At 66.0% G+C, this 19,046-nt stretch carries 16 protein-coding genes; all 16 read right to left on the bottom strand.

What is annotated here, in order from left to right; translation table 11 throughout:
• Positions 1 to 2: 2 nt before the first annotated feature.
• Positions 3 to 845, bottom strand: a complete 843-nt coding sequence (locus WKW79_RS19725; RefSeq protein WP_340336886.1) for a carbohydrate ABC transporter permease — start codon at positions 843 to 845, stop codon at positions 3 to 5.
• Positions 835 to 1,770 carry a carbohydrate ABC transporter permease gene (locus WKW79_RS19720; protein WP_340336885.1) on the bottom strand — a complete coding sequence of 312 codons (936 nt, stop codon included), beginning with the start codon at positions 1,768 to 1,770 and terminating at the stop codon, positions 835 to 837. Before WKW79_RS19720 ends, WKW79_RS19725 begins: the two co-directional genes overlap by 11 nt.
• Before the next feature lie 34 nt (positions 1,771 to 1,804).
• The gene (locus WKW79_RS19715; RefSeq protein ID WP_340336884.1) at positions 1,805 to 3,076 is read right to left on the bottom strand and encodes an ABC transporter substrate-binding protein; all 1,272 of its coding nucleotides are present in this window, start codon (positions 3,074 to 3,076) and stop codon (positions 1,805 to 1,807) included.
• A gap of 40 nt (positions 3,077 to 3,116) precedes the next feature.
• Positions 3,117 to 4,727, bottom strand: a complete 1,611-nt coding sequence (locus WKW79_RS19710; RefSeq protein ID WP_340336883.1) for an FAD-dependent oxidoreductase — start codon at positions 4,725 to 4,727, stop codon at positions 3,117 to 3,119.
• A gap of 2 nt (positions 4,728 to 4,729) precedes the next feature.
• Positions 4,730 to 5,830: a LacI family DNA-binding transcriptional regulator gene (locus WKW79_RS19705; RefSeq protein ID WP_340336882.1), complete on the bottom strand. Its 1,101-nt coding sequence runs from the start codon at positions 5,828 to 5,830 to the stop codon at positions 4,730 to 4,732.
• A gap of 310 nt (positions 5,831 to 6,140) precedes the next feature.
• Positions 6,141 to 6,416 (bottom strand): hypothetical protein, encoded by a 276-nt coding sequence (locus tag WKW79_RS19700; protein WP_340336881.1) that lies wholly within the window; start codon positions 6,414 to 6,416, stop codon positions 6,141 to 6,143.
• Between the two features lie 147 nt (positions 6,417 to 6,563).
• Positions 6,564 to 7,961, bottom strand: a complete 1,398-nt coding sequence (locus WKW79_RS19695) for a CoA transferase (RefSeq protein WP_340336880.1) — start codon at positions 7,959 to 7,961, stop codon at positions 6,564 to 6,566.
• On the bottom strand, positions 7,958 to 8,890 hold the full coding sequence (locus WKW79_RS19690) for a dihydrodipicolinate synthase family protein (protein WP_340336879.1): 933 nt from the start codon (positions 8,888 to 8,890) through the stop codon (positions 7,958 to 7,960). Before WKW79_RS19690 ends, WKW79_RS19695 begins: the two co-directional genes overlap by 4 nt.
• A gap of 25 nt (positions 8,891 to 8,915) precedes the next feature.
• Positions 8,916 to 9,935 carry a galactofuranose ABC transporter, permease protein YjfF gene (gene yjfF / locus WKW79_RS19685; RefSeq protein WP_340336878.1) on the bottom strand — a complete coding sequence of 340 codons (1,020 nt, stop codon included), beginning with the start codon at positions 9,933 to 9,935 and terminating at the stop codon, positions 8,916 to 8,918.
• Positions 9,932 to 10,981 carry an ABC transporter permease gene (locus WKW79_RS19680; protein WP_340336877.1) on the bottom strand — a complete coding sequence of 350 codons (1,050 nt, stop codon included), beginning with the start codon at positions 10,979 to 10,981 and terminating at the stop codon, positions 9,932 to 9,934. Before WKW79_RS19680 ends, yjfF begins: the two co-directional genes overlap by 4 nt.
• Positions 10,974 to 12,500: a sugar ABC transporter ATP-binding protein gene (locus WKW79_RS19675; RefSeq protein WP_340336876.1), complete on the bottom strand. Its 1,527-nt coding sequence runs from the start codon at positions 12,498 to 12,500 to the stop codon at positions 10,974 to 10,976. The genes WKW79_RS19680 and WKW79_RS19675 overlap by 8 nt, the downstream gene beginning before the upstream one ends.
• Positions 12,500 to 13,717 carry a multiple monosaccharide ABC transporter permease gene (mmsB, locus tag WKW79_RS19670; protein ID WP_340336875.1) on the bottom strand — a complete coding sequence of 406 codons (1,218 nt, stop codon included), beginning with the start codon at positions 13,715 to 13,717 and terminating at the stop codon, positions 12,500 to 12,502. The genes WKW79_RS19675 and mmsB overlap by 1 nt, the downstream gene beginning before the upstream one ends.
• Entirely contained in the window at positions 13,707 to 15,230 is a 1,524-nt protein-coding gene (mmsA, locus tag WKW79_RS19665; RefSeq protein ID WP_340337047.1) for a multiple monosaccharide ABC transporter ATP-binding protein, read from the bottom strand. The genes mmsB and mmsA overlap by 11 nt, the downstream gene beginning before the upstream one ends.
• 72 nt (positions 15,231 to 15,302) lie before the next feature.
• On the bottom strand, positions 15,303 to 16,376 hold the full coding sequence (chvE, locus tag WKW79_RS19660; protein ID WP_340336874.1) for a multiple monosaccharide ABC transporter substrate-binding protein: 1,074 nt from the start codon (positions 16,374 to 16,376) through the stop codon (positions 15,303 to 15,305).
• A gap of 194 nt (positions 16,377 to 16,570) precedes the next feature.
• Positions 16,571 to 17,533 carry an ABC transporter substrate-binding protein gene (locus WKW79_RS19655; RefSeq protein ID WP_340336873.1) on the bottom strand — a complete coding sequence of 321 codons (963 nt, stop codon included), beginning with the start codon at positions 17,531 to 17,533 and terminating at the stop codon, positions 16,571 to 16,573.
• Positions 17,534 to 17,590: 57 nt separating this feature from the next.
• Positions 17,591 to 19,042, bottom strand: coding sequence for an aldehyde dehydrogenase family protein (locus WKW79_RS19650; protein WP_340336872.1), 1,452 nt, complete (start codon positions 19,040 to 19,042; stop codon positions 17,591 to 17,593).
• Between the last annotated feature and the right edge of the window lie 4 nt (positions 19,043 to 19,046).

Raw genomic sequence — 19,046 nt, 5'->3', positions numbered from 1 at the left:
ATTCAGCCCTTGAGTCCGGTATGCGCGAGCCCTTCGACGAACTGCTTCTGCGCCAGCACGAAGACGATCAGCACCGGCAGCGCCGTCAGCGTGGCCGCCGCCAGTTGGATGTTCCACATGGGCCCTCCATAGGCGTCGGTGAATTGCGTGAGGGCCTGCGGCAGTGTGAACTTGGAAGGCGTCGACAGGAACACGATCGGCTCCAGGTACAGGTTCCAGCTGTGCAGGAAAGTGAAGATGGCCACCGACGCCAGTGCGGGCCGCGCCAGCGGCAATGCGATGGTGCGGAAGATCGTGAAGCGCCCCAGCCCGTCCACGCGCGCGGCCTCCTCCAGTTCCACCGGCAGCGCAATGAAGAACTGCCGCATGATGAACGTCGCGAACACGCTCGGCGCACCGAAAACCGGGATCAGCACCAGCGGCCAGTGCGTGTTGACCCAGCCCAGTTGCAGGAACATCCGGAACAGCGGGACGATGGTCACTTCCGACGGAATCAGCAACCCGGTCAGCACCACGATGAACAATGCGTTCGCACCCGGAAAACGGATGCGCGCGAAGGCATAGCCCGCCATCGAGGACAGCGCGAGCGTGCCCACCGTCACCACGCCCGCGATCCAGGCCGAATTCCAGTACTGCTGCGCGAAGGGCTGCAGCGTGAAGACCTGCTTGTAGCTGTTCCAGTCCGGGTGCGTCGGGAACAACTCAGGCGGGAAGACGAAGATGTCGCTGATCGGCTTGAGCGACGAGGTCACCATCCACCACGTCGGAAACACGAAGGGGATGAGCAGCACGCACATCAACCCATAGAGCGCAACCTTCATGCGCGGCGACAGCTCACTGTTCATGGAACACGAACCTCTTGCGCATCTGCCATTGCGCCAGCGTGAGCAGCGCGACGATCGCGAACAGCACGATGGCCAGCGTGGAGCCATAGCCGAAGCGATGGAACTGAAAAGTCTGCTGGTACAGGTAGTACACCAGCACCGTGGTCGACACGCCCGGCCCGCCCTGCGTGAGCACCGCGATCTGCGCGAACACCTGCAGCGAGCCGACGATGGTGATGATCGACGTCAGCAGGATGGTCGGGCTGATGAGCGGCAGCGTGATGCGGCGGAACTGCGCGAAGCGCGGTGCACCGTCGATGCGCGCGGCCTCGTAGAGCTCGCGCGGCACGCCTTGCAGTGCGGCCAGGAACAGCACCATGTTGAGGCCCACGTTCTTGAACACCTGCATGACGATCACCGACACCATGGCGGTGCCGGGCGCACGCAGCCAGTTCGGCCCCTGGATGCCCAACAACCCGAGCATGCCGTTGATGCCGCCGTTGTTCTGCAGCAGGAAGCCCCAGACGATGGTCCAGGCCACCAGCGACACCACCACCGGCGAGAAGAACAGCGTGCGGAACACCGCGATGCCGGCAAGCTTCTGGTTCAGCAGCACGGCCAGCAACAAGGCCAGGCTCATGTTCAGCACCACCAGCCCGCCCGAGAACAGCGCCGAGGCCAGCAGCACGCCGAGCAAGGACGGGTCTTGCAACAGTTGCTCGTAGTTCTGAAGGCCGGTGTATTCGAAGGTGTTGGCCAGCACGTTCCATTCGTGCAGCGAGTACCAGAACACCAGGGCCAGCGGCACCAGCACGAAGACGAGCGTGCCCGCGAGTTGCGGCCCGGCGAAGAGATAGCCCGCCAGCGCATCACGTCGCGCGATAGTCCAGAACCGCCGCGTTGAATGAGGCGGCAGTGGAGACACGGGGTCGGACGTGATGCTCATGGAGGTGACTGGTGCGCTACCGGCAAACAAACGGCTACTTGGCCAGCAGCGGCCCGATCTGCGCGCAGATCGCTTTCGTGGCCGCCGGAATGTCCGCCTGTGGTTGCCACACAGCATCCAGCCCCGAGCGCACCATCTGCTGCAGCCGCGCGAAGTCCGTGTGCCCCGGCATCAGCTTGCCGGTCTCGATGCCCGACACCACCACCTTGTCCAGTTGCGCCGGCGACAGCAGCGCATTGGTCTTGCCCAGCACCTCCGCGTTCAGCAGCGACTTGCGTGCCGAGGGGAAGAACTGCGCCAACTTGGCGGAGTTCGCCGGGTTGGTCATGAACGCGACGAAGGCGGCCGCCTCGGCGGGCTGCTTGCCCGCCTTCAGCACGCCGATGCCCGCCTGGCCGACGATCGCATAGTCGCCCGCCGAGCCCTTGGGCAGCGGCACCAGGTCCCAGTCAAATTTCTTATCCTTCGGCAGCAGCGAGGCGCGGCTGATCTGCGTGATGGTCATGGCGGCATCGCCCGCGAAGAAGTCGACGTTCTGGCCCGGGCCCGGTATCGCCTTCTTGGTGAAGATCGCGTCATGGATGAAGCCCAGCGCATCGACCATGGGCTTGTCGGCCAGCGTGCAGCGCTTGCCATCGGCGCTCCAGGGTGCGGCGCCCCACGCGTTCCACACCGACGACAGGTACTGCCAGGCCTGGTAGTTGAAGTCGCGCACCACCAACCCGCCCTTGCCGGGCTCCTTGGCCACCGCCTGCGCCGTGGCAATGGCATTGGGCCAGGTCCACTGGCCAGCGGCGATGAGTTCGGCGGGGGTCTTGGCGCCGGCCTTCTTGATAAGGTCGTTGTTGACGAACACGGCGAAGGGCGAGGTCGAGAACGGGTAGGCGTGGAGTTCGCCGCCCTTCGACCAGCGCTCGGTCGCGCTCGGTGCAACGTCGCCGAGGTTGTAGCCAGGCGTCGCCGACAGCGTCTTGGTGAGCGGCACCAGCGCACCCGAGTTGACGAAGTCGTAGGCCGTGGTCTCGAAGATCCAGGCCATGTCGGGCGCATTGCCGCCCGCAATCTGCGTGGTCAGCGCGGTGGTGTAGTTCTCGAAGGGCAGCGACTCGAAGCTGACCGTGACATCGGGCTTGGTCTTCTTGAAGTCCTCCGCGATGCCGTTGAAGAGTTTCAGGTGCGCCTCGTTGGCGCTCCAGATCGTCATGCGCAGCTTGACCTCCGCGGACGCGCTGGCCGCGAGGGCGAGCGACAGGGCCAGGCCGCTGGCGATGGTGCGCAATGTGAAGTGCGTCTTGCGATGGGACATGGTGATGGTCTCCTCGTTCTGGTTGTCGAATTCGAATGCTTCAGTAGGCGCGCACGTCGGGCCAGTGGATCTCGACGCCAGCGCGCTGCAACAGCGCCTGGAAGGTGGCCAGCCGCGTGTCGTCGGCCTGCACCTGGTGCGGCATGGCGCCGGTCGCGAGGCAATGGGCGGCCAGCATGCCGGCCACTTCGCCCACGTTCCATTCCACCGGGTGCAGGCGATAGCACCCGTTGGTGATGTGCGTGGTCGCGATGTTCTTGCCGCCTGCCAGCAGGTTCTTCATCCTGCGCGGCAACAGCGCACCAAGCGGTATCTCGAAGGGACAGGACGGCACGTCGATGTAGTTGTCGCCGCCCGTGGAGGGATGCAGGTCGATGCGGTACATGCCGACGCCCACGCTGTCGCGGTAGCGCACCGCCCCCTGGTCGCCGCGCACCGCATGCGACAGGTGCTGCTCGACGATGCGCGTCACGCCGAGGATGCGGCGGCTCTCGCGGATGTAGGGCGCCATGGCCAGGCCGCGCGTCGTGCCGGTGATGTCGCCGCGCAGTCGCAGGCCGGGGAAGCCGGTGCCGCCATCCTCGCGCGGCGCCTCGGTCTGCAGCCAGTGGAAGACCGAATAGGAGAGTTCCGCCGCGCGTTCGAGGTGGTGCGCCTTCTCGGCCTCCGACACATCGAGGATCGTGCCCTCCATGTAGTCGATCATCGGCCAGTTGACCAGGCAGATGTCCGAGGCATAGGCGCCCGGCACGAAGTTGCGCCGCGCCGCGATGCGGCGGAAGGTCCACAGGTTCATGTCGCCGCCGCCCTTGCGCTGGTCGGCGTCGACCAGCAGCGGATCATCGTCGGGGTTGGGCGTGAAGGAGCGCTCCACGATCTCCAGCGTGCGCGGATGCGGTGCCTTGAAGCCGAGCAACGGGCCGCCCCAGAAGTGCGGCTGCACAGAACGCCAATGGTCGTAGTTGCGCGGCTTGTCGAGCGTGTGGTCGCCATCGACGTGATCGACGGCGAAGCAGATCGACACGGCCTGCACATTGGCAGGCTGCGCGGTAGCGGGCGCGCTGGGCTCGCCGGTGTCGGACTGGCTTTCGAAGCCGGTCACGTAGTCGGTGCCGGTGAGGGGCAGCAGGTCGCCGAGCTCGGTGGCGTCGATGACGTACGCAGCCTGCACGGTGACTTCATGGCCGGTGTCGCGATGGCGCAAGGTCACTGCGCCGACCGTGTCGCCCTGCGTATCCGCGGCGACGGGGCGGTACGGCTGCAAAACGGTCAGCAGGCCGCCGGCGCGGTACGGCGCGAGCATGGCCTCGAGCACGGCGAGGCCCACGCGTGGCTCGGCGCAGATGCGGCTGACCCAGCCGGCGCCTGGATTGAGTTCATCCCAGGCGCGGGCGCCCTCGGTCAGCGGATAGTGGTCGCGGTAGTAGCGCCGGATGCCGTTGCGCAGCGCGCGATAGCGGCGCGTGACGCCGAAACGCTCGACCCAGGTGTGCTCGTCCGGCGGTACCGCCTGGCTGGTGAGCTGGCCGCCGATCCAGTCGTATTCCTCGCTCATCACCACGCTGCGGCCGAGCGCCAGCGCGCCCAGCGCGGCAGCGACGCCGCCCAGGCCGCCGCCGACCACGAGGATGTCTGTCTTCAGTTCTTGCATGTTCACTTCTTGGAGGGAAAAACGGTGCCCGCGGCCGGCGTGGCGATCGCGCGCTGATGTGCTTTTTGCGGACTGGCCTTCGCCGGCCCGAGGGTCTCGCCACGGATCGGCTCGCAGTGCAACAGCAACTGCTGTACTTCGCGCACCCTGCCGCCTTCGACGAGGCGGACGAGCATGGCCGTCGCCTGCCGCGCCATCTCTTCGCGTGGAATCGCGAAGGATGCGAAGCGCGTGCCGCTGCCTTCGGTGCGGATGTGCGAGCCCAGCGCGATCACCGACAGGTCGGCCGGCAGGCCCAAGCCGCGCGCATGGGCCGCGCGCTGCAGGCGCACCGCATCCACCAGTTCCACGCAGAAGGCCACGGTGGCGCCGCTGGCCAGCAGTGCATCGAGCAGTTCGTCGTCGCGATCAGGGAGGTCCGACAGGTGCAGGGCCAATTGCAGGTCGTCGCCGAGCGCGGCGGAAAAGCCGGTCCAGCGATCGGCCATCGATTCGGCCGGGCCGGTGTGTCCGAGGTAGGCCAGGCGCCGGTGCCCCAGCTCGCGTGCCTGCTGCACCAGCGCGCCGGTGGCGGTCGCGTAGTCGCCGCCGACGAAGGGCACCGGACCGCCCGCATCCTCGCGCCGGCCGATGGCCACGAAGGGATAGTCGCCCGCCACCAGCCGCGCCAGTTCCGCCGGGTCGAAGGTCTTGCCCAGCACGATGCAGCCGTCTGCGATGCGCAGCCGGCTTTCCTCGGCAAATATCTTGCGCTGCGCGCCCTGCCCCGCGCCCGTGAGCATCAGCAGGTCATACCCGCGCGCCTGCGCCTCTTCCTCGATGCCGAACAGGAAGGGCAGGAAGAAGTCGGAATGCGCGCTCGGGAAGGCCGGCTCGTAGGTGAACACGGCGAGGATGCGGTTCGATCCTTTCGCCATCCGGCGGGCGATCGGGTCGGGGACATAGCCGGTCTCGCGGATGATGGCCTGCACCCGCTCCCGCGTTCCCGGCGGGATGCGCGCCAGCGCGTTGTCCGCGCCATTGAGCACCAGCGACACCGTTGCCTGGCTCACGCCGGCGAGCTTGGCGATGTCGTGCTGGGTCAAGCGGCGGGTGGTGGGCATGGACAGTTCGATCGCCAGAAATTCGAGTGCTAATTCGCATTACTAAATTGCTAATGCGAATTATCAAGAGAATTTCTTGCCAATCAAGCGGGGGAATGGGAGGGATTTCCCGCCCCGATCGACCCCTGCGGGGGTCTTGCGTAATGAGAAGGCGCTTGTGTATCGCTGCGCTTGAGGTGTCAGCGCAGTAGTGGCTTCCGACGATGCAACGGAACCGGGCAAGCTTGGTAGCAAACGCCGCGTGAGGAGGCTGCGATCGAGTCCTCCGCGGGGTCGCGCAACCGCCTCGCGGCGGACTTCATGCACGCCTCTAGCTGGATTTCGTCGCGCGTGCCACCGCGGCTTCCAGCACCTCGATGCTCGCAGGGCTGGCCCGCTGCCGACGCGCCTCGGCTTGCAGCAGCGCGGGACCGGTGTCGCCGGCCAGTTCTTCCAGTTGAGCCATCAACTCGCGTCGGCGGCGCACCAGGGCCAGCGTCGGCGTCTCGCGCCCCCGCCGGGTTCGCATGAAGACGACGAGTGCTGCCGCAATCAGCATCAGCACCACGCCGCCCCACACCAGCCAATTCGATCTCAACGCGTCCACGACTGCCACTCCCGACTTCAATCTCTGTTCAGTGAGCGGTTATAGGACCAAAGTTCTCGCGATCGAAGTCGCTGAAACCGACCGTTACCCATTGGTCGACTTCCATACGGCATCTCGTGTTCCTTCGCACGGAATGCCAAGGGCGCATCAGGGCCACGCGGGTGGATGCGTGCCTGGCGGCATCGACGGGCGCGTCCATGCGGCGGGCGTGCGGGACAGCCGGGCGCTGTGGCGCAGCGCGGCGAGCCGGCCAAAGCCGGAGTCCGTGGTTTCGACCTGCGCCGTCACATCTTGCCGGGCTGCCGAGAGGCCATCCGGCACGCGACCCAGCGAGCGCAGCCACTGCCCGGTCTGGGCCAGCGACACCTGCACATGCCAACTCCCGCCCTCGCGCTGCTGGCGCGCCATGGCCGCCGCGGCACCGAAGGCCATCAGGTAGCCAGTCGCCTCGTCGAGGATCTGCATCGGCATGGGACGCGGCTTGCCATCGCCGGCCGCCTCGCCCTCTGCATGGTTGAAGCCCATGGCCGTCTGCACCAGCGAGTCGAAGCCGCGTCGGCCTGCCCACGCGCCTTGCGTTCCGTAGGCGGTGAGGGAGACGCAGACGATGCCGGGCCTCAGGCGCGCGAGATCGTCAGGGCCGAACCCCAGGGACCGCAGGCCGCCGGGCCGATAGCCTTGCACGAACACATGCGCATCGGCAACGAGACGCCGCATCGCATCGCGGCCTGCGTCGGTTTGCAGGTCGACATGCGCGCTGAGCTTGCCGCGGCTGGTGTCGGCGATGGCGGAGATGTTGGGCAGGTTCGGCGAGTTGACGAGCATGACGTCCGCCCCATGCGCCGCGAGCGCCTTGCCGCCCACAGGCCCGGCGAGGATGCGCGTGAGGTCGAGCACGCGCAGGCCAGTCAATGGGCGCTGGTCTTCACGAAGCGGCGGCAAGGCCAGCGGTGGCGCATCGCCGATGCGCTCGATGGTGAACAGCGGCTGCGCGGCGATGGCGCGGCCTTGCGGCGTGGCGTCCCATTCGTCGAAGCGGCGCAGCGCCGTGGCCACCAGCTTGCGCTGGGCAGCAGCTTCCTCGAAGTCGAGCGCGCGCCAGCCGAGCATCGCCTGCTCCGCATCGGCGCGTTGTGCCGTCGCCGGGTCCAGTCCCAGCAAACGCAAGGCGCCCTCGCGGTGATGCGCAAAGTTGGCATGCACGCGCACGTGGCCGTCGGCGCAGCGATAAAGGCCGGAGAACGCATCCCAGATATCCGGCGCCTGGCCATCGAGGCTGAACCAGCCTGTGCATTCGATGGCGGCCTCGCGCATGTCGACCGACACCTGCTGGCGCGCGACGCCGCGCACATGGCCCAGTTCGCAGGCCGCAAGCGCCGCGGCGGCGGTGGTGGCCTGCGCGGCGGCGCCGACCGCAAAGGAAGAAGGAAAGACCGGGTCGACGCCGGTCAGGCTGGCAAGACGCAATGCCTCGGCGGGCAGGCCCGCCAGTGACCACAAGTGACGAAGAACATGCGAACCGTGCAGCAGTGTGACTTCATTCATCGACCCCAGCGTAGCACCAGGGGATCGAGGCGTTTCGCCACTTCCAGCAATCCCGAGCGCGTGTCGGGGTGCATCGACGGCCACGGATGACGCGGCGCTTCGCACGCGATCACGCCGCCCTCCTTCATCAACGCCTTGGCGGCCAGAAAGCCGGCCTGCCGGTTCTCGTAGTTGATCAGGGGCAGCCACTTCTCATAGATCGCAAAGGCCTTCTCGCGGTCGCCCGCGCGGTGCGCCTCGATGATCGGACGGATGCCGTCCATGTAGCCGCCGCCGGTCATCGAGCCCGTGGCGCCGGCGTCCAGGTCCGACATCAGCGTGATCGCTTCTTCGCCATCCCACGGGCCTTCGATGGCCTCGCCGCCGAGGCGGACCAGCTCGCGCAGCTTGGACGCGGCGCCGGCGGTCTCGATCTTGAAGTAGGCGAGATGCTCGATCTGCTGCGCCATGCGTGCGAGTAGCGCGGCCGACAGCGGCGTGCCGGCCGCGGGCGCGTCCTGCACCATGATGGGAATGCCGATCGCATCCGACACCCGCGCATAGAACTCCTCGATCTTCGGCTCCGGCACGCGGAAGGTGGCGCCGTGGTAGGGCGGCATCACCATCACCATGGCCGCGCCCATGTCCTGCGCGCGGCGGCTGCGTTCGGCGCAGACTTTGGTGCTGAAGTGCGTGGTCGTCACGATCACCGGCACGCGGCCCGCGACATGTTCCAGCGCCGTGCGCGTGAGCACCTCGCGCTCTTCGTCCGACAGCAGGAACTGCTCCGAGAAATTGGCCAGGATGCAGAGGCCGTCGGAGCCGGTGTCGATCATGAAATCGAGGCAGCGCTTCTGGCTTTCCAGGTCGAGCTCGCCGGCCTCGTTGAAGGTGGTCGGCACGACCGGGAAGATGCCGCGGTAGCGCGGGTTGGAGCGGGTGTGGGCCATGAGAGTCCAGTGAGGGATGGGAGGGTCAGCGACGAGCGGTGAAGAAGCGTTGCAGCAGGCAGAACACGAAAAGCAAGGCGCCGACGACGATGCGCGTCCACCAGGAGCTCAGCGTGCCGTCGAAGGAAATCAGCGTCTGGATGATGCCGAGCATCAGCACGCCGAACAGCGTGCCGGCGACATAGCCGACACCGCCCGTGAGCAAGGTGCCACCGATCACCACGGCTGCGATGGCATCCAGCTCCAGCCCGACCGCATGCAGGCCGTACCCCGAGAGCATGTAGAAGGTGAAGATCACGCCGGCCAGCGCCGAGCAGAAGCCCGACAGCGTGTAGACGCCGATCAGCGTCGAGCGCACCGGCAGGCCCATCAGCAGCGCCGAGTTCTCGCTGCCGCCGATCGCATACACCGTGCGACCGAAGGGCGTGCAGTGCGCGACGAAGATCGCCACCAGCATCACCGCGATCGCGATCACCGCGCTGATCGACACCGACGCATCGCCCCACACCGGAATGCGGATCTGCGAGACCTGCGTGTACCACTCGTTCTGGATGCTGACCGAGTCGATGCTGATCACGTAGCAAAGCCCGCGCGCCAGGAACATGCCGGCCAGCGTCACGATGAAAGGCTGCAAGCGGACGCGCTCGATCAGCAGCCCCATGAACGCGCCGAACAGCGTGCCCATCAGCAGCGCCAGCGGGATCACCGCGAGCGGGCTCCAGCCATGCTTCTCCACGAGCGAGGCCGACACCATCGTGGTCAGCGCGATCACCGAGCCCACGGACAGATCGATGCCGCCCGAAAGAATCACGAAGGTCATGCCGACCGCGACGACGATGAGGAAGGCGTTGTCGATCAGCAGGTTGAGGAACACCTGCGCAGAGAAGAAGCCCGTGTACATCACCGAGCCCAGCGTCGCCATCACGAGGAACAGCGAAATCGTCGCCGCCAATGGCAAGTACTTCGGATTGAGTGTCTTCCTCCCTCTCCCGCTCGCGGGAGAGGGCCGGGGTGAGGGTGCATCCTTCGCCAACACAGCACTCATCTGACTGCCCCCAACGCCGGCCGCTGCACGAAGCCGCGCACCGTCCCCCGAAACTCCGCCGACTGCATCAACATCACCAGGAACACCACCACCGCCTTCACCACCAGGTTGATCTCGGGCGGCACCCCCAGCGAATAGATCGCGTAGGTCAGCGTCTGGATGATCAACGCGCCGATCACACTCCCCACCAGGCTGAAGCGCCCGCCCGTCAACGCCGTGCCCCCCAGCGTCACCGCCAGGATCGCATCCAGCTCCAGCAGCTGCCCCGCGTTGTTGCCATCCGCGCTCTTCACGTTCGAACTGATCAGCAGCCCCGCGATCCCCGCGCACATGCCGCAAAAAGCGTAGGCTCCCACGATCAACCTCCGCGCCTGGATGCCCGACACGCGCGCCGCCGTCGGATTGATGCCCACCGCCTGGATGAAGAGCCCCAGCGCCGTGCGCGTGATCGCCAGGTACAGCAGCAGGAACACCGCCGCCGCGATGTACACCGAGAACGGCAACCCGAACAGATAACCGCTACCCAGGAAGAAATACGGCGCGTAGTAGATCGTGATGATCTGCCCCTCGGTGATGAGCTGCGCGATGCCGCGCCCCGCCACCATCAGGATCAGCGTCGCGATGATCGGCTGCATGCCCACCTTGGCCACCAGCAGCCCGTTCCACAGCCCGCAGGCCAGCGCCAGCGCCACCGCTGACACCAGCGCCATCCACATCGGAAACCGACTCACATCCGGCTTGACCGAGCCGCCGATCATCCAGGCCGCCAGCGCCGCCGAGATCGCCACCACCGCGCCCACCGAAATGTCGATGCCCCGCGTCGCGATCACCAGCGTCATGCCCAGCGACACCAGCACCAGCGGCGCCGCGCGGTTCAGGATGTCGACGAGGCTGCCGTACAGATGTCCGCTGCGAACCTCGATGTGCAGGAAGCTTGCATTGAAGGCCGCGTTGAGCGCCAGCAGCAGGAACAGCGTGACCAGCGGCCAGGCGAGCCGGTGCTTCATCAGCGTGTGGAAGAGATTGGGAGATGTTGCTTCAGGCATGTTCGGCCGCGATCATTTCGTACACGTCGTCCTCGCTCGCGCCGCCGGGCAGCTCGCCCACCTTGCGCCGGTCGCGCAGCACCACGATGCGATGCGCGACGCGCACCACCTCGCTCATCTCCGACGAGATGAACAGCACCGCCATGCCGGCCTGCGCCAGCTTGAGGATCTGCTCCATGATTTCCTGCTTGGCCGCCACGTCGATGCCGCGCGTGGGCTCGTCGAGGATCAGGAGGCGCGGCTCGGTCGCAAGCCAGCGCGCGATCATGGCCTTCTGCTGGTTGCCGCCGGAGAGCAGCCCGATGGGCGTCTCCACGCTGGTCGTCTTGATGCCGAGCGCGGCGACGAACCTCTCCGCCAGCGCGGTCTGCTCCGCCTTCGACAGGAAGCGCCGCGTGCCCAGCCGCGCCTGCAATGCGAGCGCGATGTTCTCGCGCAGCGACAGCTCGGCCACGATGCCGTCGGTCTTGCGCTCCTCGGGGCACAAGGCCAGGCCTTGCTGGATCGCATCGACAGGGTTTGCGAATTTCACCGTCTTGCCGTCGATCTTCAGCACGCCGCGATCGGGCGCTTCCAGCCCGAACAGCAGCCGCGCGAGCTCCGTGCGGCCCGCGCCCAGCAGCCCCGCCAGCCCGACGATTTCACCGGCCTGCACGCGCAAGTCCATCGGCTGCAGTTGCCCAGCCTGCCCCATGCCCTCCGCCTGCAACAACGCCGTCGCCGATTCATCGAACGCAGGCAGTTCCGCAGGCCGCGCAGACTGCGCCGCCAGTTCACGTCCCAGCATCGCCGCAATCAACGCCTGCGACCCCAGCTCGCTCGCCCGCCACTCCCCCACCCAAGCCCCGTTGCGCAGCACCGTAATGCGATCCGACAGCGCATAGACCTGGTTCAGGAAGTGCGTGACGAACACAATCGCCAGCCCTTCGCCACGCAGCCGCCGCAACACCTCGAACAGCTTGTGCACCTCATCGTCGTCCAGGCTCGATGTCGGCTCGTCGAGGATCAGCACCTTCGACTGCACGCCCAGCGCCCGCGCGATCGCGACCATCTGCTGCACAGCCACCGAATAGCTCGACAGCAGCCGCGTCACGTCGATGTCCAGCCCGATGCGCGCCAGCAGTTCTTCTGCGTGGCGATTCACCGTGCCCCAGTCGATGCGATAGCCCTGCGCCATGCCCCGGCGCGGATAACGCCCCGCGAACACGTTCTCCGCCACCGAGAGGTTCGGGCACAGGTTCACCTCCTGGTAAACCGTGCTGATGCCCAGCTTCTGCGCCTCCTGCGGAGACGAAGGCCTGATCGCCTCGCCACCCAACTGCATCACGCCACCGCTCGAAGGAAACACGCCCGTAAGCACCTTGATGAGCGTCGACTTGCCCGCCCCGTTCTGCCCCATCAGTGCATGGATCTCGCCGGGGTACAAGCGCAGCCGCACGTCGCGCAGCACGCTGACGCCGGAGAAATCCTTGGAGATCCCGGTGAGTTCGAGAACGGGCGCGACGCCGGAATCAGCCATTACTTGTTCTTGTTGTAGACGTCGACAAACACCGCGGCCAGCAGCACCAAGCCCTTGATCACCTGCTGGTAGTCGATCCCGATGCCCATGATCGACATGCCGTTGTTCATCACGCCCATGATGAAGGCGCCGATCACCGCGCCCATCACCTTGCCGACGCCGCCCGAGGCCGAGGCGCCGCCGATGAAGCAGGCCGCGATCACGTCCAGCTCGAAGCCGAGGCCGGCCTTGGGCGTGGCCGTGTTGAGGCGCGCCGCAAACACCAGCCCCGCCAGCGCCGCCAGCACGCCCATGTTCACGAAGGTGAGGAAGGCCAGCCGCTGCGTCTTCACGCCCGACAGGCGCGCCGCTTTCTCGTTGCCACCCAGCGCATAGATGCGGCGGCCGACAGTAGTGCGGTTGGTGACGAAGTCATAGGCCACGATCAGCACCGTCATCACGATCAGCACGTTCGGCAGGCCCTTGTACGAGGCCAGCAGGTAGCTCAGGAACAGGATGACGCCGGCAAAGAAGATGTTCTTGACCAGGAAGAAGGCGTAGGGCTCCTGCGCCATGCCATGCGCCGACAGCTTGGCCCGGCTGCGCATCGCGAAGAACAGCATCGCCGCCGCGGCGATCGCGCCCAGCACCACCGAGGTGGTGCGCAGCGTCTCGCCACCGAACACATCGGGAATGAAGCCCGAACTCAAGCGCTGGAACGCCGTCGGAAACGGCCCCACCGACTGCCCGGCCAGCATTGCCAGCGCCAGTCCCTTGAACACCAGCATGCCCGCCAGCGTCACGATGAACGAGGGGATGCGGAAGTACGCGACGAACCAGCCCTGCGAAGCGCCGATGATCCCGCCCGCCACCAGGCTCACCGCGATGGTCGGCACCCAGTGCCATTCGTATTCGACCATCAGCACCGCGGCCAGCGCACCGATGAAGCCGGCCACCGAGCCCACCGACAGGTCGATGTGCCCGGCCACGATCACCAGCAGCATGCCCAGCGCCATGATGACGATGTAGCTGTTCTGCAGCAGCAGGTTGGTGAGGTTCAGCGGCTGCATCAGCGTGCCGTCGGTCAGCACCTGGAACAGCACCATGATCGCGACCAGCGAGATCAGCATGCCGTAGTCGCGCAGGTTGTTCTTGATGAAGCCTGCGTGGGATGTGGTGCCTGTCGTCGTCGGCGCACTCGCCGGCTGGGCCGTGAGCCCCTTCACTTCACTCGTCATGGACTGAACTCCCCGAATTGACAATAACCCGCATGATCTTTTCCTGCGTGGCTTCGCTGCCCGCGTACTCGGCGACGAAGCGCCCCTCGTTCATCACGTAGATGCGGTCGCACATTCCGAGCAACTCCGGCATCTCCGACGAGATCATCAGGATGCCCTTGCCCTCGCTCGCAAGCTGGTCGACGATGGTGTAGATCTCGTACTTGGCGCCCACGTCGATGCCGCGCGTGGGTTCGTCGAGGATCAGCAACTCCGGCTTGGCGAACAGCCACTTGCTGAGCACCACCTTCTGCTGGTTGCCGCCCGACAGGTTCACCACCTGCTGGTACACGTCGGACGAGCGGATGTTGAGCGCCTTGCGGTAGTTGGCCGCCACCTGGTATTCGCGGCCGTCGTCGATCACCATCGCGCTGGCCACCGCCTCGAGGTTGGCCAGGCTGATGTTCTTGCGGATGTCTTCCTCGAGCACCAGGCCATAGCCCTTGCGGTCCTCGGTCACGTAGGCGATGCCGTGGTCGATGGCCTTGCGGATGGTGCTCAGGTCGACTTCCTTGCCGTGCATCAGGGCCGTGCCGCTGATCTTCTGCCCGTAGGAGCGGCCGAACACGCTCATCGCGAACTCGGTGCGCCCTGCCCCCATGAGCCCGGCGATGCCGACGATCTCGCCCTTGCGCACATGCAGGTTCACGCCCTTGATCTGCTCGCGGTCGGCATGCTGCGCGTGGTGCACGCGCCAGTCGCGCACCTCGAAGATGGTCTCGCCGATCTTCGGCGAGCGTTGCGGATAGCGGTGCGCCATGTCGCGCCCCACCATGCCGCGGATGATGCGGTCCTCGCTGATCGCGGTGTTGCGGCAGTCCATCGTCTCGACCGTGCCGCCATCGCGCAGCACGGTGATGGAGTCGGCCACCTTGGCGATCTCGTTGAGCTTGTGCGAGATCAGGATCGAGGAGATGCCCTGCGCCTTCAGGCCGAGCAACAGTTGCAGCAGCGCGTCGCTGTCGCTTTCGTTCAGGCTCGCGGTCGGCTCGTCGAGGATCAGCAGCTTGACTTCCTTGGCCAGCGCCTTGGCGATTTCCACCAGTTGCTGCTTGCCCACGCCGAGGTTGGTGATGAGCGCGGTCGGCTGCTCGTGCAGGCCGACCTTGGCCAGCAGCTCGCGCGTCCTCGCATAAGCCTCGAACCAGTCGATCACGCCGCCGCGCGCCGTCTCGTTGCCGAGGAAGATGTTCTCGGCAATCGACAGCAGAGGGACCAGCGCCAGCTCCTGGTGGATGATGATGATGCCGAGCTTCTCGCTGTCGGCAATGCCCTTGAAGCGGCGCAGCTCGCCTTCGAAGTGGATCTCGCCGGTGTAGGTGTCGGCGGGGTAGACCCCGCTGAGCACCTTCATCAGCGTGGACTTGCCGGCGCCGTTTTCTCCGACGACGGCATGGATCTCACCCGCGCGCACCGCGAGGTTGACGTTGTCGAGCGCATTCACCCCCGGAAACGTCTTGGTGATGCCTCGCATCTCCAGAATGGTGTCGTTCAATCGTTCTCTCCCGTCAATCCTCGCAGGCAGGCAATCAGGCAGGCAGTTGCCTTACTTGATCTGCGCCTCGGTGTAGTAGCCGCTGTCGATCAGCACCTGCTTCCAGTTGCTGAGGTCCACGCTCACCGGCTTCAGCAGGTACGAGGGCACGACCTTCACGCCGTTGTTGTAGGTCTTCGTGTCGTTGACTTCCGGCGTCTTGCCCGAGGCCATCGCTTCCACCATCGCCACCGTCACCTTGGCCAGTTCGCGCGTGTCCTTGAAGATGGTCGAGGTCTGTTCCTTGCGGATCATCGACTTGATCGAGGGCACTTCCGCGTCCTGTCCGGTCACCACCGGCATCGGCTGCGAGGCCGAACCGTAGCCCACGCCCTTGAGCGAGGACAGGATGCCGATCGACAGGCCGTCATACGGCGACAGCACCGCGTCGACCCGCTCCTTGCCGTAGAAGGCAGACAGCAGGTTGTCCATGCGCGCCTGCGCCACCGCGCCGTCCCAGCGCAGCGTGCCGACCTTGTCCATGCCCATCTGCTTGCTGCGCACCACCAGCTTGCCGCTCTTGATGTAGGGGTCCAGCACCGACATCGCGCCGTTGTAGAAGAAGAAGGCGTTGTTGTCGTCCGGCGAGCCGCCGAAGAGTTCGATGTTGAACGGGCCCTTGCCTTCCTTCAGTTTCAGCGACTTCTCGATGGACTGCGCCTGCAGCACACCGACCTGGAAGTTGTCGAAGGTGGCGTAGTAGTCGACGTTCTTGGAGCCCTTGATGAGGCGGTCATAGGCGATGACCTTCACGCCCTTGTCTGCTGCCTTCTGCAGCACGTCGGAGAGCGTGGTGCCATCGATGGCGGCGATGACCAGCACCTTCGAGCCCTTGGTCACCATGTTCTCGATCTGCGCGAGCTGGTTCGGAATGTCGTCGTCGGCGTACTGCAGGTCGGTCTTGTAGCCCTTCTCCTTGAAGTACTTGACCATGTTGTTGCCGTCGGCAATCCAGCGGGCCGAGGACTTGGTAGGCATCGAGATCGCGATCGGGCCCTTGTCCTGCGCCTGCGCAAGCGAGGCGACGCCGACGAGGCCCGTGGCGGCGATGCCGGCGAGCAGGGTCTTGAGGAATGTGCGTTTCATGGAAGTTCTCCTTGGGTGTGTTGTGCGTTGTACTGCGGGCTGCGATTCTCGTCCTGGAAGCACCGCGGGGCCAGCCTTTTGCCGGGCCGCGAATCTCATTCCAGCAACACCATCGAACCGGCGTCGCCGGCCCGCTGGTGCAGACCCCTGGCAGGGGTCGGAAGAGCGGCACGATGTGCCGCGCGTCCTGTCGCTCAATACTTGCGTGACGGGAATTCCTTCGCGGCCACTTCCATCGGGAAGATCCCCTCTTCCGTCACGATGCGCTTGGGCAAGGTCTTGCCGGCCTTGATGTCCTTCACCGCGCTCATCAGTTGCGGGCCGAGCAACGGGCTGCATTCCACCGACACGTTCAGCTTGCCGGCGATCATGGCTTCGAAGGCGCCCTTCACCGCATCGATCGAGATGATGGTGATGTCCTTCGCCGGCTTCAGGCCCGCTTCCTCGATCGCCTGGATCGCGCCGATGGCCATGTCGTCGTTGTGCGCGTAGAGCACATTGATGTTCTTGTCGGCCTTCAGGAAGGCTTCCATCACTTCCTTGCCCTTGGCGCGGGTGAAGTCGCCGGTCTGCGAGCGGGTGATCTTGAACTTGGGATCGGCCTTGATGATTTCCTCGAAGCCCTTCTTGCGATCGATGGCCGGCGCGGAGCCCACCGTGCCCTGCAGCTCGACGATGTTGATCGGCCCCTTGTTGTCCTTCATCTTCTCGACCAGCCACTTGCCGGCCTTGCGGCCTTCCTCGGTGAAGTCGGAGCCCATGAAGGTCACGTAGAGCGAGGTGTCCTTCGAGTTGACCGAGCGGTCCGTCAGCACCACCGGGATCTTCGCGGCCTTGGCCTCCAGCAGCACCGTGTCCCAGCCCGATTCCACCACCGGCGAGAAGGCGATCACGTCGACCTTCTGCGCAATGTACGAGCGGATCGCCTTGATCTGGTTTTCCTGTTTCTGCTGCGCGTCGGAGAACTTGAGGTCGATGCCCGCCGCGGCAGCCGAGGACTTGATCGACTCCGTGTTGGCGGTACGCCATTCGCTTTCAGCGCCGACCTGAGCGAAGCCGAGAACGATCTTGTTTTGCGCGAAGACAGTGGCCGGCAGCAGGCCCGTGAGCGATGCGGAGGCGAGTGCCTTGGTCAGGTTGCGGCGTGTCAGTTTCATGGTGATGTTCTCCTGGTTGGCGTGATGACGACTAGAAATGTTCGACCCCGGTCGCGATCAGGCCAGCGTGTAGCCCGTCTTGACCGAGGTGTAGAACTCCGCTGCGTAACGGCCCTGCTCGCGCGGGCCGTAACTCGATCCTTTGCGCCCGCCGAAAGGCACGTGGTAGTCCACGCCCGCCGTCGGCAGGTTGACCATCGCCATGCCGACACGGGCGTGCCGCTTGAAGTGCGTCGCATGCTTGAGCGAGGTGGTGCAGATGCCCGCGCAGAGGCCGAAGGGCGTGTCGTTGGCCAGGGCCAGCGCGTGCTCGTAGTCGTCGGCGCGCAGCACGCAGGCGATCGGCCCGAAGATTTCCTCGCGCGCCACGCGGTGCTCCGGCCTGGCCAGGAAGAGCGCGGGGCTCATGAAATGGCCGACCGTCGCGCGTTGCAAGGGTTCGCCACCGACCAGGTGCTCCGCGCCCTCGTCCCGTGCGATGCCCATCCAGGCGAGGTTCTGCTCCAGCTGGGCACGGCTGACGACCGGGCCGATGTGCACCTCCGGCTCCACCGCATGGCCCACGCGCAGGGCCGCCATGCGCTTGCGCAGTCGCGCCGCGAAGGCATCGAACACCTTGGCCTCGACCACCAGCCGGCTCGATGCCGTGCAGCGCTGACCGGTCGAGTAGTAGGCGCCCTGCACCGCGCAATCGACCGCCTTGTCGAGATCGGCATCGGCCAGCACCACCAGCGGGTTCTTGCCGCCCATCTCCAGCTGGACCTTGGCGCGGCGCGCTGTGGCGCCCTGCAGGATGCGCTCGCCCGTCTCCACCGAGCCGGTGAAGCTCAAGGCATCGACCAGCGGACTGTCGACCAGTGTCTGCCCGACCTCACGCCCGCTGCCCATGACCAGGTTGAAGGCGCCCGCGGGCAAGGCAGCGCGGCTGATGATCTCGGCCAGCGCCCAGCCGCACCCCGGCACCAGCTCGGCCGGCTTGAACACCACCGTGTTGCCATAGGCCAGCGCTGGCGCGATCTTCCACGCCGGTATCGCCAACGGAAAGTTCCACGGCGCGATCAACCCGACCACGCCGACCGGCTCGCGCGTGACGTCCACATGCACGCCGGGCCGCACCGAAGCGATGCTTTCCCCGCCCGCGCGCAATGCCTCGCCGGCGAAGAACTTGAAGATCTGGCCGGCCCGCGTGGCCTCGGCCACCGCCTCGGGCAAGGTCTTGCCTTCCTCGCGTGCGAGCAGCAGCCCCAGTTGATCCTTGCGCGCGATGATCTCGCTGCCAATCTGGTCCAGCACATCCGCACGTCGCTGCGGCGTGCTGTGGCTCCAGTGCTTGAATGCATCGGACGCGGCGCGGATCGCCAACTCTGTCTGGATGCGATCGGCCCTCGCATATTCGGCCACCACTTCGCTCGTGTCCGACGGGTTCTCGCTCAATCCGGTGGTCACGCCTGTCTCCCAGCGGCCATTGATGTAATGGCGAGCGCGTTGGGTGAGGTCACTGCGTTTCAAAGTG

This window comes from Variovorax robiniae, from assembly GCF_037889955.1.
GTDB lineage: Bacteria > Pseudomonadota > Gammaproteobacteria > Burkholderiales > Burkholderiaceae_C > Variovorax > Variovorax robiniae.
This window is presented reverse-complemented; position numbering and strand designations above follow the sequence as displayed.

Bases quoted from the DNA above. Each gene is read 5' to 3' on its own strand.
- mmsB (WP_340336875.1), bottom strand. From the start codon at position 13,717: ATGACGAGTGAAGTGAAGGGGCTCACGGCCCAGCCGGCGAGTGCGCCG.
- chvE (WP_340336874.1), bottom strand. From the start codon at position 16,376: ATGAAACGCACATTCCTCAAGACCCTGCTCGCCGGCATCGCCGCCACG.
- WKW79_RS19695 (WP_340336880.1), bottom strand. From the start codon at position 7,961: ATGAATGAAGTCACACTGCTGCACGGTTCGCATGTTCTTCGTCACTTG.
- WKW79_RS19720 (WP_340336885.1), bottom strand. From the start codon at position 1,770: ATGAGCATCACGTCCGACCCCGTGTCTCCACTGCCGCCTCATTCAACG.
- WKW79_RS19675 (WP_340336876.1), bottom strand. From the start codon at position 12,500: ATGGCTGATTCCGGCGTCGCGCCCGTTCTCGAACTCACCGGGATCTCC.
- WKW79_RS19655 (WP_340336873.1), bottom strand. From the start codon at position 17,533: ATGAAACTGACACGCCGCAACCTGACCAAGGCACTCGCCTCCGCATCG.
- WKW79_RS19710 (WP_340336883.1), bottom strand. From the start codon at position 4,727: ATGCAAGAACTGAAGACAGACATCCTCGTGGTCGGCGGCGGCCTGGGC.
- WKW79_RS19715 (WP_340336884.1), bottom strand. From the start codon at position 3,076: ATGTCCCATCGCAAGACGCACTTCACATTGCGCACCATCGCCAGCGGC.
- WKW79_RS19725 (WP_340336886.1), bottom strand. From the start codon at position 845: ATGAACAGTGAGCTGTCGCCGCGCATGAAGGTTGCGCTCTATGGGTTG.
- WKW79_RS19680 (WP_340336877.1), bottom strand. From the start codon at position 10,981: ATGCCTGAAGCAACATCTCCCAATCTCTTCCACACGCTGATGAAGCAC.
- mmsA (WP_340337047.1), bottom strand. From the start codon at position 15,230: ATGCGAGGCATCACCAAGACGTTTCCGGGGGTGAATGCGCTCGACAAC.
- WKW79_RS19690 (WP_340336879.1), bottom strand. From the start codon at position 8,890: ATGGCCCACACCCGCTCCAACCCGCGCTACCGCGGCATCTTCCCGGTC.
- yjfF (WP_340336878.1), bottom strand. From the start codon at position 9,935: ATGAGTGCTGTGTTGGCGAAGGATGCACCCTCACCCCGGCCCTCTCCC.
- WKW79_RS19705 (WP_340336882.1), bottom strand. From the start codon at position 5,830: ATGCCCACCACCCGCCGCTTGACCCAGCACGACATCGCCAAGCTCGCC.